The sequence below is a fragment of the Streptomyces sp. NPDC026538 genome (assembly GCF_055567535.1).
The window spans coordinates 623,061-637,407 of record NZ_JBVHQG010000001.1 but is presented as its reverse complement, the minus strand read 5'-3'; the positions used below and the strand labels follow the sequence as shown (position 1 = coordinate 637,407).

Below are 14,347 nucleotides of genomic sequence, written 5' to 3'. Positions count from 1 at the left end.
TACGTGGCAAGGGAGTTCATCGTCGAGGCGGACGGCGGCTCGCGGGGCAACCCGGGGCCGGCCGGCTACGGCGCGGTGGTCATCGACGCGGCGACCGGCGAGACGCTGGCGGAGGCGGCCGAGTACCTCGGCGTCGTCACCAACAACGTCGCCGAGTACCGGGGGCTGTTGGCGGGCCTGCGCGCGGCCCGGGAACTCGACCCTTCCGCGACCGTCCACGTCCGCATGGACTCCAAGCTGGTGGTCGAGCAGATGTCCGGCCGCTGGAAGATCAAGCACCCCGACATGAAGCCCCTGGCGACAGAGGCGGCACGGGTGTTCCCGGCGGACCGGGTGACCTACGAGTGGATCCCGAGAGCCGAGAACAAGCACGCCGACCGCCTGGCGAACGAGGCGATGGACGCGGGCAAGCGGGGCGAACAGTGGTCACCGACGGCGACAACAGCGCCCCGTAAGGGGCGCGGGGAACTGCGCGACCAGCCCCCACTCACCGCCACTGTGACGACTGCCGACGCCCCCGACACCCGCGCCGCACGCAATGTCGCGACGGCACCTCAGCCAACCTCCGGCTGGGCGTCGCCAGACATGGGCGCCCCCGCCACCTTCGTCCTCCTCCGCCACGGCGAGACCCCCCTCACCCCCCAGAAACGCTTCTCCGGCAGCGGCGGCACCGACCCCGCCCTCTCCGACGTCGGCCAGGAGCAGGCGAGGCGCGCCGCCGACGCCCTCGCCCGGCGCGGCACGATCGAGGTGATCCTCGCCTCCCCGCTCACCCGCACCCGGCAGACCGCCGCAGCCGTCGCCGAGCGCCTCGGCCTCGACGTCACGATCGAGGAGGGGCTCAAGGAGACGGACTTCGGCACCTGGGAGGGCCTCACCTTCGGCGAGGTCCGCGAGCGCTACCCGGACGACCTGAACGCCTGGCTCGCCGACCCGGAGGCCCACCCCACCGGCGGCGGCGAGAGCTTCGCCGAGACGGCGACCCGCATCGCGGCCACCCGGGACAAGCTGGTCGCGGCCTACGCGGGCCGCACGGTCCTGCTGGTCACCCACGTCACGCCGATCAAGACGTTCGTGCGGCTCGCCCTCGGTGCCCCGGCCAAGTCCCTGTTCCGCATGGAACTGTCGGCGGCCTCGCTGTCGGCGGTGGCGTACTACGCGGACGGCAACGCGAGCGTGCGCCTCTTCAACGACACGTCCCACCTGCGCCCCTGAGGCCCGCCGCGGCCCGCGCCAGCGACTCGACGCGGGCCCAGTCCCGGGCGGCCACGGCGTCCGCGGGGAGCATCCAAGTGCCGCCCACACAGCCGACGTTGGGCAGGGCGAGGTATTCCGGGGCGTTCTCCGCGCCGATCCCTCCGGTCGGGCAGAAGCGGGCCTGCGGGAGCGGACCGGCGAGGGACTTCAGGTAGGCCGTGCCGCCGGCGGCCTGCGCCGGGAAGAACTTCATCTCGCGCACCCCGCGTTCGAGCAGCGCCACCACCTCCGAGGCGGTCGACACACCCGGCAGGAACGGCACCCCGGACGCGGCCATCGCCCCCAGCAGCCCGTCCGTCCATCCCGGGCTCACCAGAAAGCGCGCCCCGGCCGCCACGCACTCCGTGACCTGGGCGGGCGTCAGCACGGTCCCCGCCCCGACCACCGCGTCCGGAACCGCGGCGGCGATCGCCCGGATCGCGTCCAGCGCCGCCGGGGTCCGCAGGGTCACCTCGATCGCGGGCAGCCCCCCGGCCACCAGCGCCCGCGCGAGCGGTACGGCATCGCCGGCGTCCTCGATCACGACGACGGGGACGACGGGCGCGAGGTCCAGCACGGAGGTGGGCATGGCCGACATCCTGCCGGGGTGATGCACACGGCGCAAAGCCCGTTGCGCATGCTGCAATGGGTGGCGTCTCCTGGCGTCTCCTAGTGGATTTCGTCCACCAGCACATCCAGCGCCCAGGCCTGCCCCGCCTTCCCCGGTGCCGCGGCCTCCACCTCGTACCCCAGGTCCCGCAACGCCTCCACCAGCTCACCCGGACCGCGCGGCGCGGTCCCGGCGGTCAGCAGACTCCGTACGATCCGTCCCTTCGTCGCCTTGTTGAAGTGGCTCACCACCTTCCGCGTCGGCGCGTGCAGCACCCGCACGGTCGCCGTCCGCGAGGCCACCTCCCCCCTGGGCTTCCACGCCGCCGCGTACGCCGCCGACCGCAGATCCAGCACCAGCCCCGTCCCGGCCGCCTCCGGCAGCGCCTCGGCCATCGGCTTGCGCCAGTGCGCCCCCAGCGCCCCGAGCCCCGGCAGCCTCACCCCCATCGAGCAGCGGTAGGAGGGGATCCGGTCCGTCACCCGGACCGCACCCCACAGCCCCGAGAACACCAGCAGCGACCGTGCTGCCCGCCGCTTCGCCGCCGCGTCCAGGGAGGCCAGGCCGAGGGCGTCGTACAGCACCCCCGTGTAGATCTCCCCGGCCGGCCGTGCGCCCGCCGTCCGCAGCTCCGCGTTCTTGGTGACCTCGCCGCGCAGCCCCTCGCTCAGCCCGAGGACCTCGCGCGCCTTCTCCTCGTCACCGGCGCACAGGTCGACCAGCTCGGCGAGCACGGCCATGCGGGCGTCCGCGAGCCCCGGCAGGGACAGCGACCGGGGCTCCAGCGGGGCACCACGGCCCGAGGACGCCTTGCCCTCCGAGGGCGGCAGCAGGACCAGCACACGTACTCCTCTTCACCATCAGGTTCTTCGTTTGACGCTTCGCGCCAGCGTAGAGCGCCGGACCGGCACGATGTGACTACGCTCGTCGTATGCCCAGCCGCCACATACGCGTCGAAGGTGCCCCCGAGGCGCCCCTGCGGGCCGCGCTCGCCGCGCTCCGGGACGACCTCGGCATCCCGGACGGCTTCCGGCCCGAGGTGCTCGCGGAGGCCGAGAGCGCCGCCACGTACCCGGCCGTGCCCGCCCACGACGCGACCGACCTCCCCTTCATCACCATCGACCCGCCCACCGCCCAGGACCTCGACCAGGCGATGCACCTCTCCCGGCGCCGCGGCGGCTACCGCGTCCGGTACGCCATCGCCGACGTCGCCGCCTTCGTCGTGCCCGGCGGCGACCTGGACTCCGAGGCACACCACCGGGTGAACACGCTCTACTTCCCGGACGAGCGGGTCCCGCTGCACCCCGCCGTGCTCAGCGAGGGCGCGGCCAGCCTGCTCCCCGGCCAGGCCTGTCCGGCCATCCTGTGGACCATCGACCTGGACGCGGAGGGACGGACCCTGACCGCCGACGTCCGCCGGTCCCTCGTCCGCAGCCGGGCCAAGCTGGACTACGCCGGCGTGCAGCAGCAGATCGACGAGGGGACCGCCGAGGAACCCCTCGCCCTGCTCAAGGAGATCGGCGAGGCGCGCGAACGCCTCGAGGTGGAGCGCGGCGGCATCTCGCTCAACGTGCCCGAGCAGGAGATCGTCGAGTACGACCACACCTACCGGCTCAGTTACCGCGCCCCGCTGCCCGCCGAGTCCTGGAACGCCCAGATCTCCCTGCTCACCGGCATGGCCGCCGCCGATCTGATGCTGGCCCACGGCACCGGCGTCCTGCGCACCCTGCCCACCGCCCCCGACGGCGCCGTCGCGCGGCTGCGGCGCACCGCCACCGCCCTGCACATCGACTGGCCGCACCATGTCTCGTACGCCGCGCTGATCCGCTCCCTGAACCCGCGCCGCCCCCGCCACGCGGCCTTCCTCCAGGAGTGCACCACGCTGCTGCGCGGCGCCGGCTACACGGTCTTCCGGGACGGCGTGCTGCCCGCGGCCAGCACCCACGCGGCCGTGGCCGCCCCCTACGCGCACTGCACCGCGCCGCTGCGCCGCCTGGCCGACCGCTACGCCTCGGAGCTGTGCCTGGCGGCGGCGGCCGGCGAGTCCTCACCCGACTGGGTGCTGATGGCGCTGGACCTGCTCCCCAAGGAGATGGCCGAGGGCTCGCGGCGGGCGGGCACGGTGGAGCGGGAGTGCGTCGACATCGTCGAGGCGGCCCTGCTCAAGGACCGGGTCGGGGAGGTCTTCGACGGGTGCGTGGTGGAGGTCGAGCCGCGTCAGCCGAGCGTGGGGAAGGTGCTGTTGCAGCAGCCCGCCGTCATAGGCCGGATCGAGGCCGGCGCGCCTCTTCCGCTGGGCGAGCGGTTGCCGGTGCGGCTGACCCAGGCCGATCCGGGGACGGCGAAGGTGCGGTTCGCGCCCGCGTGAGCCGTCGTACGAGACCGGTGGCGTCGTCGGCGTGGAACCGCACGACGCTCACCTCGCGGCGGCGGCCCAGCAGGGTGAAGTGGGTCAGGGGCACGGCCAGTTCGAGGGTGACGGAGGTCTGGGAGCCGATCGGCACGTCGAGCCGGTCCTCGGCGCCGCGGTCGTGCTGGTAACGCGTCTCGCGCCGCACGGACCTGATCGCGTCCAGCGGGACGCGCAGGTCGAGCCGGACGCCGTGGCGGACGTGCAGCGCGTCCGGGGTCAGCAGGTGCGGGTGGACCACGGAGGCCGCGTGCAGGCCCACGACGAAGAGGACCGTGTAGACGTCCAGGACCAGCACGATCCGGTGCACGACCGGCCAGTCGCGCAGCAGCACCGACAGGGCGACCGTCTCGATCACGCACACGAACGCGAGCCCGGCCATCATGGCGCCCTGGCCCCGGGCGTACCCGAACCGCTCCCCGGTCCCCTTGGTGCGGCGGGCGGCCCACAGCACCAGACTCGCCAGCAGCCGCACCTCGTGCCGGAGCACGGCGTACACGGCCTTCACGGCCGTTCTCCGCTGACGATGTCCAGCGCCCGGCGGATCGCGGCGGCCTGCGCGGGGGCGAGGTCGGCGTAGAGGGCGCGCAGGAAGCTGTCCTCATGGTCCACGGCGCCGTCGGGGAAGACCTCGCGCGGGATGCAGTCCGCGAGGACCCGGGCGGCCTCGGCCACCCGGGGGTCGCCGAGGTCCGCGTCGGCGAGCGCGTCGAGCAGGGCGTAGGCCTCGTGGACCCGGGCCGTCGCCTGCGACGACCCGGCGATGGCACCGGCGAGGGACAGCAGCCGTTCCCGTGCCGCCGGGTCGGCCACCGTGTCCATCAGGGCGAACACCTCACGGTCCCGGGCGGCCATCGGGGAACCGGCCAGCCGCGGAGCTGTCTCGGCGAACAGCGCGGCCAGTTCGGGCGAGACCGGCCCCTCGGCGGGCAGCTCACCCGCGTCCAGCAGGGCTCGCAGCCGCTGCCGCCGGTCCCGGATCTCCCCCTCCTGCCGGGCCAGGTCCTCGTCGAGTTCGGTGAGCACTTCGACGAGGTCCTTGCCGGCGTCGTCCGCGAGCACGTCCCGCACCTCGGCGAGCCCGAGCCCGAACTCGGTCAGCCGCCGGATCCGGGCGAGGACCACGGCATGCCGGAGGGTGTAGTCCCGATAGCCGTTGGAGAGGCGCTCGGGCTCGGGCAGCAGGCCCAGGTGGTGGTAGTGCCGCACCGCGCGCGTGGTGACGCCGACGGTGGCGGCGAGTTCTCCGATCCGCATGCCACCAGTACAGACGTTGACGTCGCGGCAGGGTCAAACGACGGGCGTCACGCGCCGACGAACCAGCGGGCCAGGGTGTCGTCGAGGCCGTCTCCCTGGTCGTGCCCGTCCGCCCCGTCCGCGGCCCAGGCCACGAATCCGTCGGGCCGCACGAGGAGACCGGTCAGCTCGGGCCGCCCCGGGCAGACCGCGGAGACGACGTCCACCCGGTCGCCGTACCCCTCCGCCCGGGCGCGCAGCTTCGGGTCGTCGGCGAGGTCGAAGAGGACCGCCCGGCCGTCGTGCAGCCGGTCGCCGAGCCGGGTGCCGTCGGAGAACTCCAGGTCAGGGGCGCTCCGCCCGGTCAGCGGGTGCTCGCCGGGCAGCTCGTACCGCTGCCGGACACCGGAGATCTGCTTGACGAGGTACGTCGTCCCGTCCCTCGTCAGCGCGAGATCGGTGACCACCCGGCGCAGGGCGCGGGCGTGCCGGTCGGGCCGCATCACGGCGATCTGGGCCCGGGTCCAGTCCAGCACCCAGGCGCCGACCGGATGCCGTTCGCCGGTGTAGCTGTCGAGCAGCGACTCCGGGGCCCGGCCGCGTGTGACGGCGGCCAGCTTCCAGCCGAGGTTCATGGCGTCGCCGAGGCCGAGGTTGAGCCCCTGTCCGCCGAACGGCGAGTGCACATGCGCCGCGTCCCCGGAGAGCAGCACCCGGCCCTCGCGGTAGGTGCTCGCCTGCCGGGCGTTGTCGGTGAACCGGGTCGACGAGTGCACCTCGTGGATGGTCACCTCGGGCACCCCCGACACCCGGCGCAGGGCGGCCTGGAGCTCCTCGGCGGTGATGGGCGCGGAGCGGTCGGCGGGCGGCCCGTCGAACTCGACGGTGAGTATCCGGCCGGGGAAGGGCCCGTTGACGTACGTCCCGACGTCGGTGGTGTTCCACCCTTTCCCGAGCCGCTCGCCCCCGCTCATCTCCACGACCGCCTGATAACCGGTGATCTCCGGCTCGGTACCGGGGAAGTCGATCCCGGCGAGCTTGCGGACGGTGCTCCGCCCGCCGTCACACCCGACGAGCCAGCCGGCCCGGACCGTCTCGGAGGTGCCCAGCCGTACGGTGACGTTGTCGTCGCCGGCGTCGAAGCCGGTCAGCTCCACGCCCCGGCGGACCTCGACGCCGAGCCGCTCGGCGCGGGCGCCCAGGATCCGCTCCAGGTCGGCCTGCGGGACACCGAGGCCGACCCGGTCGGCGGGGCCGATGTCGGCGAACGCCGGGTCGGAACCGTCGAACAGGTCACCGCGCATCATGATCCCGGCGAAGTGCCCGGCGAACTTCGGGGGAGTACGGGGCGCGTCCTTCGGGGGAGTGGAGGGCGCGTCCTGCGGGGCAGTCCGGGGCGCGTCCTTCAGGGGGGTGCCGGGCGCGTCGGCGCCGCGGTCCCCGAGGAAGGCCTGCAACCGCCAACGGTTCCTCTCCCAGGCCTCCGCGAGCTCGGGCAGCATGCCCCGCCGGTAGAGGGCCACCGCACCGGCCGTGTTGATGCCGCCCGCCTTGATGGTCACGTCCACCTCGGCCAGCCGCTCCACGACCAGCACCCGCGCCCCGCCGAGCCGCAGCTCCCCGGCGAGAAAGAGCCCGACGGGGCCGCCGCCGGCCACCACCACGTCGTACATGTCCACGTCCTTGCGCTCTGTTGTCGTCGTAGTCATGACTTCACTGTAGTCACTAAAAGTTTCGAGCGGCTATAGTTTTCCTGTGATCGATGAGAACAGGCCAGGGGAGTCCCTGCGGGAGCGCAAGAAGCGGCAGACGCGGCAGCGGATCTCGAACGTCGCCACGGTGATGTTCCGGGAACACGGCTTCGACCAGGTGACCGTCGCCGAGGTCGCGCGGGCGGCGGGCGTCTCGGCGATGACCGTCTTCAACTACTTCCCGCGCAAGGAGGACCTGTTCCTCGACCGCATCCCGGAGGCCGTCCAGGCCTTCTCCGGGGCGGTACGGGACCGCGCCCCCGGCGAACCCCCGCTCACGGCGCTGCGCCGCCTTGCCTTCCGGTTCATCGACGCGGGGCACCCGCTGGGCGGCGTGGGGGAGGGCTTCGAGGGCTTCTGGCCGGTCGTGGCCGCCTCGCCGGCGCTGCTGGCGCGCGCCCGCGAGGGGGCCGAGGAGGTGGAGCGGGCGCTGGCCGGAGCGCTCGCCGAGGCCGGACAGACCGACCCGGAGCTGCTGGCGGCCGTGACCGTCGCCGCGTACCGCTCGGTGTGTGTCACCTCCGTGCGGCGCCAGCTCGCGGGCGAGCCGTTCCCGGAGATCGCGCGGGACCACCGGGAACGGATGGGGGCAGCGTTCGACGCACTGGAGCGGATGGAGCGGACGGGGCATGAAACCGGCACCTGAGCGCGTTGCAGGTGTGAGGTCTAGGGGGTACCGAAGGTGGCGGAACAAGCACGGTGGACGAGGGCTCGACTGGGCCGCTGCGGGCCGCCGCTCGACCTGCTGACGGCGCATTTCGAGCGCCACATCTACGCCCCGCACGCGCACGCGGAGTTCACGATCGGGGTGTGCGTGGGCGGCTCCGAGATCATCGACTACCGGGGCGGCCACATCCGCAACGGCCCCGGCGCGATCGTCGTACTGGCCCCCGGCGAGATGCACACCGGCGGCCCGGCCACCCCGACCGAGGGCTACGCCTACCGTGCCCTGTACGCGGACCCGTCCCTGTTGGCGGAGGGCACCCTGGGCTCCGGCACACCGCACTTCCGCGAGCCGGTACTGGACGACCCGGAACTGGCCGCGGCCCTCCGCCAGGCCCACACCGACCTGGCCACCTGCCCCGACCCGCTGGAAGCGGAATCCCGCCTCCCCTGGCTGCTGACGGCCCTGTCCCGCCGCCACTCCACGGCCCGCCCGGCAGCGGACCCCGTCCCCGGGGCGCAGGGGATATCCCTCCTCGTCCGGGACAGACTCGCCGACGAACTCACCGCCCCACCCTCACTCTCCGACCTGGCCGCCGACCTGGGCCTCTCCCGCTACCAGCTCCTCAGGGCCTTCCGTACGACGATGGGCGTCCCGCCGTACGCCTGGCTGGCGCAGTACCGGGTGACCCGGGCCCGCGCCCTCCTGGACTCGGGCCTGCGCCCGGCGGAGGTGGCGACCCTGGTGGGCTTCGCGGACCAGGCCCACCTCACCCGCTGGTTCCGCCGAGTACTGGGCGTGACCCCGGCGGCGTACCGCAACAGCGTTCAAGACGCGGGACGGCCCTGACGCGCAGGCTCTGTACATGACTGCACGAGGCTGGTTCCTCTTCTCCCTCATGGGAGTGATCTGGGGCATCCCCTATCTGATGATCAAGGTGGCGGTGGACGAGGTGTCCCCGTCGATGGTGGTGTTCGCGCGTTGTGCGGTGGGCGCCCTGCTCCTCCTCCCGCTGGCGATCCGCCAGGGCGGCCTGTGGCTGACCATCCGCACCCACTGGCGCCCGATGCTGGCTTTCGCCTGCATAGAGATCATGGGCCCCTGGTTCACGCTCACGGACGCCGAACGCCACCTGTCCAGCTCGACGGCGGGCCTGCTGATCGCGGGCGTGCCGATCGTGGGCGTGGTCGCGGCGCGCTACTTCGGCGACACGGAACACCTGGGTGCCCGCCGGATCGCGGGCCTCCTGATCGGCCTGGCCGGCGTGGGCGTCCTGACCGTCCCCCACCTGACCGGCGGCGACGCCCGCTCCCTCGGCGAGGTCCTGCTCACGGTGGTCGGCTACGCGACGGCGCCCCTGATAGCGGCCCGCCGCCTGAAGGACGTCCCGACCCTGCAGCTCATAGCCCCCTGCCTGACCCTGGCCACCCTGGTCTACGCTCCCGCGGCGGCGGTCACCTGGCCCACCTCGATGCCCTCCTCCGGCGCCCTCCTCTCCCTCCTCGCCCTGGGCGTCCTGTGCACAGCGGTCGCCTTCGTGGCCTTCCTGGAACTCATCAAGGAGATAGGACCGACCCGCTCGACGGTGATCACGTACGTCAACCCGGCGGTGGCGGTGGCGGCCGGGGCCCTCTTCCTGAACGAGCGCTTCACCGCGACGATCGCGGTCTCCTTCGCGCTGATCCTGGCGGGGTCGGTGCTGGCGACGATGGCCTCGGCGCCGAAGGTGCAGGCAGACCCGGTGCTGGGGGCCTCGGCACCGAAGGCGCCGACAGCCCCGGTGCTGGGCCGTCCCGCCCGTCAGTGGCTCCGCCGCGGGCCGGAGCCCCGGCCGGAACGAGACGAGGCCGGCGCCCGGTAGCATGGTCCACACGGCAGACGAGCCGGGCGGACGGCCGCGTGAAGTCCCCTCAGGGGGCTTCCCGAGGAACGTCCGGGCTCCACAGGGCAGGGTGGTGGCTAACGGCCACCCGAGGCGACTCGCGGGACAGTGCCACAGAAAGCAGACCGCCGGGGACCTCGGTCCTCGGTAAGGGTGAAACGGTGGTGTAAGAGACCACCAGTGCCCAGGGTGACCTGGGCAGCTAGGTAAACCCCACCCGGAGCAAGGTCAAAAGGAAGCACCCCGGTGCTTCTGCGGGGACGTTCGAGGGCTGCCCGCCCGAGCCCCCGGGTAGACCGCACGAGGCCGGTGGCAACACCGGCCCTAGATGGATGGCCGTCACCCCGGCACCCGCGAGGGACCGGGGAACAGAACCCGGCGTACAGCCCGACTCGTCTGCCGCCAAGGGTCCCTGACCAGCGAAAGCGCTGGTCAAAGGCCTTTCTTTGCGGGATCAAGGGCTCGCTCGCACCCAGTTCCGTACCGGTTCAAACCGGACCGCTCGGCTGCGTAAGTAGCCGCGAGAGTAGCCATGAATCGTGGGGCCGGAGATCGGCCGCGGAGGGGGCTGGCCAGGTGCAGACGGCCTCTGTCCTGGGGCATCGGGACGGTTCCGCCGCGATGCTTGAGCATGCAGTGCAGCCGCTCCTGGCTCGTACCTCTCAGACAGCCCTGCTTGAGAAACCGCTCTGGAAGCGAGCCGACGGGCAGGGCCGGAGTTCATGGCCACGGCGCTTCACTGGCGATGAATGACTGTCCAGGAGAGCGAGCGATCGGTCGCGGGTGGTGGCCCTCCGAATGTCCGTGCGTGGCTACCTACAAGCCCGAACGCCCCTTAACGCTGCGCCAGCGCACATGCGTCGGTCCAGACTGGCTCCGTGACCTGCCCGGGTCATCACCGGGATATCTGCAGCCGCGGCCGCGTTGAGCATGCTTGTCGCCTGCTGACCTACCGGCGTGGTCGACCCCATCTCTCCGCCAAGGTCAAGATGCTCGGGATTCCGTGAACCTTCTCGCCCGGAATGCCGACTCTCTGTGTGACGGACGGTGCAGCGCAGGGAGGCGTGGTGGGCGGCGACGGGTTGTTGGTGGTGCGCTGCCAGTTTGGGGAGAGGGAGGCGTTCGGCGAACTGGTGGCCCTGTGGCACCCCCGGCTGTGCCGCTATGTCCGGGGCATGGTCAGTGGGGCGCTTTGGTGCGCGGTCTGCCGCGGCTGCGGCAGCTGGAGCGGTTCGCCCCCTGGCTGTTCACCATCGTCCGGCGCACGGTCACCGAGCATCTGCGACAGACGTACAAGGCTCCGGAGACGGCCATGGAGGAAGCCGCGACTGTAGTCGCCGACGACGAGCTCGGCAGCGTGCTCACCATGATGCAGATCGAGGCAGGTCTTACCGCTCTGCCGCCCTTGGAGCGCGAGGTGCTGATCCTTTTCCACCTGGAGGACCTGCCACTGGAGTCTGCGCGGAGGCGCTCGGTGTACCGGCCGGCACGGTCAAGAGCAGGCTGTATCGCGCTCGGCGCATGCTGCGCAACCACCTTGCCGAGAAGGGATACGAGGCATGAGCGAGCAGAACCGCGCAGCGCAGCGGGCCGTGCCCGAGCAACTGGAGCGCGCGCTGGCCACGGAGGTGTCGATGCGGTCCCGGCTGCGCCACGTGGCAGTGGGCCTGGCCGGGGGATGCGGCGCGGGGCCACCGAGCCGGATGCTCTGCCGACGCGTACCCAGGCCGCCTTCGCCGGACTGATCGCCATCGGCCTGGCCTGGGCCGTCCTCGCCGGCTGGGTGCTGAGCAGGCGTCGGCCGCTGTTCGCCCGGGACCGGGTGCTGTCCGCCCGGATCGCACTGGCGGCGACCGTGGTGACCGCCTGGCCGGGGTGGCGCTGCCTGCAGTCCGCGGCAGCACCGCCGACCTGGTGGCCACCGCTGCGGGCGGGGTCATCCTCACCGCCGCCGCGATGCTCACCCTGGTACGGGCGCGGCGCCGCCGACGCGAACTACTGCGACTGCGGGACGCCTTGCGACAAGACACCCCAGAACTACCTCGCCCGCCTCCATCTGCGAGGAGCAGCGATCTGGATGTGCAGCCTCCGGTGATCACGACTTCAGACAGGCCTAGTTGGGTCCCGCCGCCGTGCAATCCTCCTTGTGGCGAGGGCCATTGGTCCTGCGTTGCGACGTGTCCGCGTGGTAGAAACCTGATGCTGTTCCCACGCTCTGACCGCTTCCGCCGGCCAGTTGCCCTCGGACGTTAGGAGCCCTCGGCTGTGCCACCCACTCTGTATCGCGACACTGGTTACACGCTCCGGCACCTGATCGAGAACATCGAAGGCGGCCGTATCGGACTCCCCGACATCCAACGCCCGTTCGTCTGGTCCGCGGCGAAGACCCGCGATCTCTTCGACTCGATGTATCGGGGCTACCCGATCGGCACCCTGATGTTCTGGGAGACCGGCGCTGAGGTGGGGACGCGGCAGATCGGAACGCAAGCCGGCGATCGAGCACCCCAGCTGTTGGTCGTTGACGGGCAGCAGCGGCTCACCGCCCTGTTCGCTGTCCTCACCGGACGCAAGATCGTCACCAAGTCTTTCGACGAGATCAACGTTCGCATCGCGTTCCGCCCGGAGGACCAGACTTTCGAGGTCACGGACGCGGCGATCGAGCGTGACGCCCACTTCATTCCGGACATCACCGCGCTCTGGACCCACGGCGGTTACAAGCCCACCGTCCGGCAGTTCTTTCAACGGCTCGAACAGACCAGCGGACAGCCTTTGTCGGACGCTGCCAAGGATGAGCTCGAAGAACGCATTGACAGGGTCCGGGACCTGCACGAGTTCCGCTTCCAGGTTGTGGAACTGGGCGCTTCGGCCAACGAGGAGCAGGTCGCCGACATCTTCGTGCGCATCAACTCCGAAGGCGTGAAGCTCAACCAGTCCGACTTCATTCTCACCCTGATGTCAGTGCATTGGGAGAAGGGCCGCCGCCAGCTCGAAGACTTCAGCCGCAGCGCGGTGATCGCAGGACTCCCCGGTCCGAGCCCTCGGAACGCCTTTCTGGATCCCAGCCCGGACCAACTGCTGCGCGTAGCCGTCGCTTTTGCCTTCCGGCGCGCCCGGCTGCAGCACGTCTATAGCGTCCTGCGAGGAAAGGACCTCGAAACCGGCAAGGTCACCGCCGCTCGACGGCAGGAGCAGTTCGACCGGCTCGCCCAAGCACATACGAAGGTCCTGGACCTGACCTGCTGGCATGAGTTCTTCCAGTGCGTCACGGCGGCCGGCTTCCGCAGCCGCAAGATGATCACCTCCGACAATGCCCTGCTGTACAGCTACACGATCTGGCTGATCGGACGCCACGACTTCGGGCTGACTGCCGATGAACTCCGCCCCGTGATCGGACGGTGGTTCTTCATGGCGCACACCACCGGCCGGTACTCCAACTCGCCGGAGTCACAGATGGAGTTCGATCTGGGACGCATCGGAAGTCTGCCGCCAGGTGACGGCCGAGCCTTCACCGCGGAGCTCGACCGGATCATCGCAGCGAACTTCACCGGCGACTACTGGGACATCTCCCTGCCAAACCGGTTGGACACCTCCTCGTCGCGTTCACCGGTGCTGTTCGCTTACCAGGCGGCGCTCAACATCCTTGACGCCGAAATGCTCTTCGGCGACCAACGAATCCGTGATCTGCTGGACCCATCAGTCAAACCCGCCAAGGCTGTCGACCGGGACAACCTGTTCCACCGCAAGGCGCTCGCCAGACTGGGTATCACCGACCGGCGCCAAGTCAATGCCATCGCCAACATGGCCTACGTGACGTGGCCGGCAGATGGACAGTCCAACACCGACGCACCACATGACTACTGGCCGAGAATCACGGACGCGATGGACCCGGAGGCGCTCGAGCGGCAGGTACGGTGGCACGCGCTCCCGGTCGGCTGGGAACAGCTCGACTATTTCACCTTCCTGGAACGGCGGCGCCAGCTGATCGCCAAGGTCGTGCGGGAAGCGTTCGAAACCCTTACGGGGGAACGCCCCTCGTACGTCCCGACCACCCCGGCAGACATGATCGCCGCCGGCGAGTCCCAGGGCACCGAGTTCAAGGCCAGCGCCCGCTGGAACGTGCACACCCGGCAGGCCGACAAGTCCCTACGGCACAACATCGTCAAGGCCGTCTGCGGCTTCCTGAACGGCGAGGGCGGAAACCTGTTTATCGGAGTCGCCGACGACGGGACTGTCCTCGGCATCGAGAACGACCTCACCACTCTGGAGTCGCAGGCCGATGTCGACGGATACGAGCTCTTCGTACGCCAACTCCTCGACAGCAGCCTGTCGACCCCCACAGCGACCACCGTCCGCGTACGCTTCCCCGAAATTTCCGGCAACGTCGTCTGTCAGATCAGCGTTGCCGCAGCAGGTAGGCCGGTGTTCGCCAAGCCCGCCAAGGGCGGCAACGGCGCCACCGACTTCTGGGTCCGGGTCGGCAACGCCACCAAGCAGCTCCACGGCGATGACCTCCTGCGCTACCAGGATGAACACTGGGGATGAGCGTCCTTATGGCCAG

General features: G+C 71.2%; 12 protein-coding genes and 1 other RNA gene. 8 read left to right on the top strand and 5 right to left on the bottom strand.

The features are described from left to right. Positions 1-3 precede the first annotated feature (3 nt). Complete coding sequence (locus ACZ4N4_RS02945) at positions 4-1,215, top strand: bifunctional RNase H/acid phosphatase (RefSeq protein WP_467583708.1); 1,212 nt, start codon at positions 4-6, stop codon at positions 1,213-1,215. Here the strand turns inward: ACZ4N4_RS02945 and eda are convergent. Next, positions 1,187-1,834 (bottom strand): bifunctional 4-hydroxy-2-oxoglutarate aldolase/2-dehydro-3-deoxy-phosphogluconate aldolase, encoded by a 648-nt coding sequence (eda, locus tag ACZ4N4_RS02940; RefSeq protein WP_467583705.1) that lies wholly within the window; start codon positions 1,832-1,834, stop codon positions 1,187-1,189. The two genes, ACZ4N4_RS02945 and eda, sit on opposite strands and share 29 nt — an antisense overlap. A 71-nt stretch (positions 1,835-1,905) precedes the next feature. Beyond that, positions 1,906-2,688 carry a peroxide stress protein YaaA gene (yaaA, locus tag ACZ4N4_RS02935; RefSeq protein WP_467583702.1) on the bottom strand — a complete coding sequence of 261 codons (783 nt, stop codon included), beginning with the start codon at positions 2,686-2,688 and terminating at the stop codon, positions 1,906-1,908. Positions 2,689-2,777: 89 nt separating this feature from the next. Here yaaA and ACZ4N4_RS02930 point away from each other — a divergent pair, with 89 nt between their 5' ends. Beyond that, entirely contained in the window at positions 2,778-4,214 is a 1,437-nt protein-coding gene (locus ACZ4N4_RS02930; RefSeq protein WP_467583699.1) for an RNB domain-containing ribonuclease, read from the top strand. Here ACZ4N4_RS02930 and ACZ4N4_RS02925 read toward each other — a convergent pair. From ACZ4N4_RS02925 to ACZ4N4_RS02915, 3 genes are read right to left on the bottom strand one after another with little or no spacing between them, the layout of a single operon-like run. Continuing rightward, on the bottom strand, positions 4,105-4,764 hold the full coding sequence (locus ACZ4N4_RS02925) for a hypothetical protein (protein ID WP_467583697.1): 660 nt from the start codon (positions 4,762-4,764) through the stop codon (positions 4,105-4,107). The genes ACZ4N4_RS02930 and ACZ4N4_RS02925 overlap by 110 nt on opposite strands. Continuing rightward, positions 4,761-5,513, bottom strand: coding sequence for a MerR family transcriptional regulator (locus ACZ4N4_RS02920; RefSeq protein ID WP_467583694.1), 753 nt, complete (start codon positions 5,511-5,513; stop codon positions 4,761-4,763). Before ACZ4N4_RS02920 ends, ACZ4N4_RS02925 begins: the two co-directional genes overlap by 4 nt. A gap of 47 nt (positions 5,514-5,560) precedes the next feature. Continuing rightward, the gene (locus ACZ4N4_RS02915) at positions 5,561-7,201 is read right to left on the bottom strand and encodes an FAD-dependent monooxygenase (RefSeq protein WP_467583691.1); all 1,641 of its coding nucleotides are present in this window, start codon (positions 7,199-7,201) and stop codon (positions 5,561-5,563) included. Positions 7,202-7,247: 46 nt separating this feature from the next. Here ACZ4N4_RS02915 and ACZ4N4_RS02910 point away from each other — a divergent pair, with 46 nt between their 5' ends. From ACZ4N4_RS02910 to ACZ4N4_RS02885, 6 genes are all read left to right on the top strand, one after another. Then, a complete protein-coding gene (locus tag ACZ4N4_RS02910) occupies positions 7,248-7,889 on the top strand; it encodes a TetR/AcrR family transcriptional regulator (RefSeq protein ID WP_453575237.1) in 642 nt (213 codons plus the stop codon). A 36-nt stretch (positions 7,890-7,925) separates the two neighbouring features. Next, complete coding sequence (locus ACZ4N4_RS02905; RefSeq protein ID WP_467583687.1) at positions 7,926-8,756, top strand: helix-turn-helix domain-containing protein; 831 nt, start codon at positions 7,926-7,928, stop codon at positions 8,754-8,756. A gap of 16 nt (positions 8,757-8,772) precedes the next feature. Further along, positions 8,773-9,768 (top strand): DMT family transporter, encoded by a 996-nt coding sequence (locus ACZ4N4_RS02900; RefSeq protein ID WP_467583684.1) that lies wholly within the window; start codon positions 8,773-8,775, stop codon positions 9,766-9,768. Between the two features lie 18 nt (positions 9,769-9,786). Further along, positions 9,787-10,188: RNase P RNA component class A (gene rnpB, locus ACZ4N4_RS02895), an RNA gene on the top strand. A 1,279-nt stretch (positions 10,189-11,467) separates the two neighbouring features. Beyond that, positions 11,468-11,884, top strand: coding sequence for a hypothetical protein (locus tag ACZ4N4_RS02890; protein WP_467583681.1), 417 nt, complete (start codon positions 11,468-11,470; stop codon positions 11,882-11,884). Between the two features lie 170 nt (positions 11,885-12,054). Further along, positions 12,055-14,331: a GmrSD restriction endonuclease domain-containing protein gene (locus ACZ4N4_RS02885; protein WP_467583678.1), complete on the top strand. Its 2,277-nt coding sequence runs from the start codon at positions 12,055-12,057 to the stop codon at positions 14,329-14,331. The last annotated feature ends 16 nt before the right edge of the window (positions 14,332-14,347 follow it).

Excerpts from the sequence above, each read along its gene's own strand:
- eda (WP_467583705.1), bottom strand. The coding sequence starts at position 1,834 with ATGTCGGCCATGCCCACCTCCGTGCTGGACCTCGCGCCCGTCGTCCCC.
- ACZ4N4_RS02930 (WP_467583699.1), top strand. The coding sequence starts at position 2,778 with ATGCCCAGCCGCCACATACGCGTCGAAGGTGCCCCCGAGGCGCCCCTG.
- ACZ4N4_RS02920 (WP_467583694.1), bottom strand. The coding sequence starts at position 5,513 with ATGCGGATCGGAGAACTCGCCGCCACCGTCGGCGTCACCACGCGCGCG.
- ACZ4N4_RS02915 (WP_467583691.1), bottom strand. The coding sequence starts at position 7,201 with ATGACTACGACGACAACAGAGCGCAAGGACGTGGACATGTACGACGTG.
- ACZ4N4_RS02900 (WP_467583684.1), top strand. The coding sequence starts at position 8,773 with ATGACTGCACGAGGCTGGTTCCTCTTCTCCCTCATGGGAGTGATCTGG.
- ACZ4N4_RS02890 (WP_467583681.1), top strand. The coding sequence starts at position 11,468 with ATGCGGCGCGGGGCCACCGAGCCGGATGCTCTGCCGACGCGTACCCAG.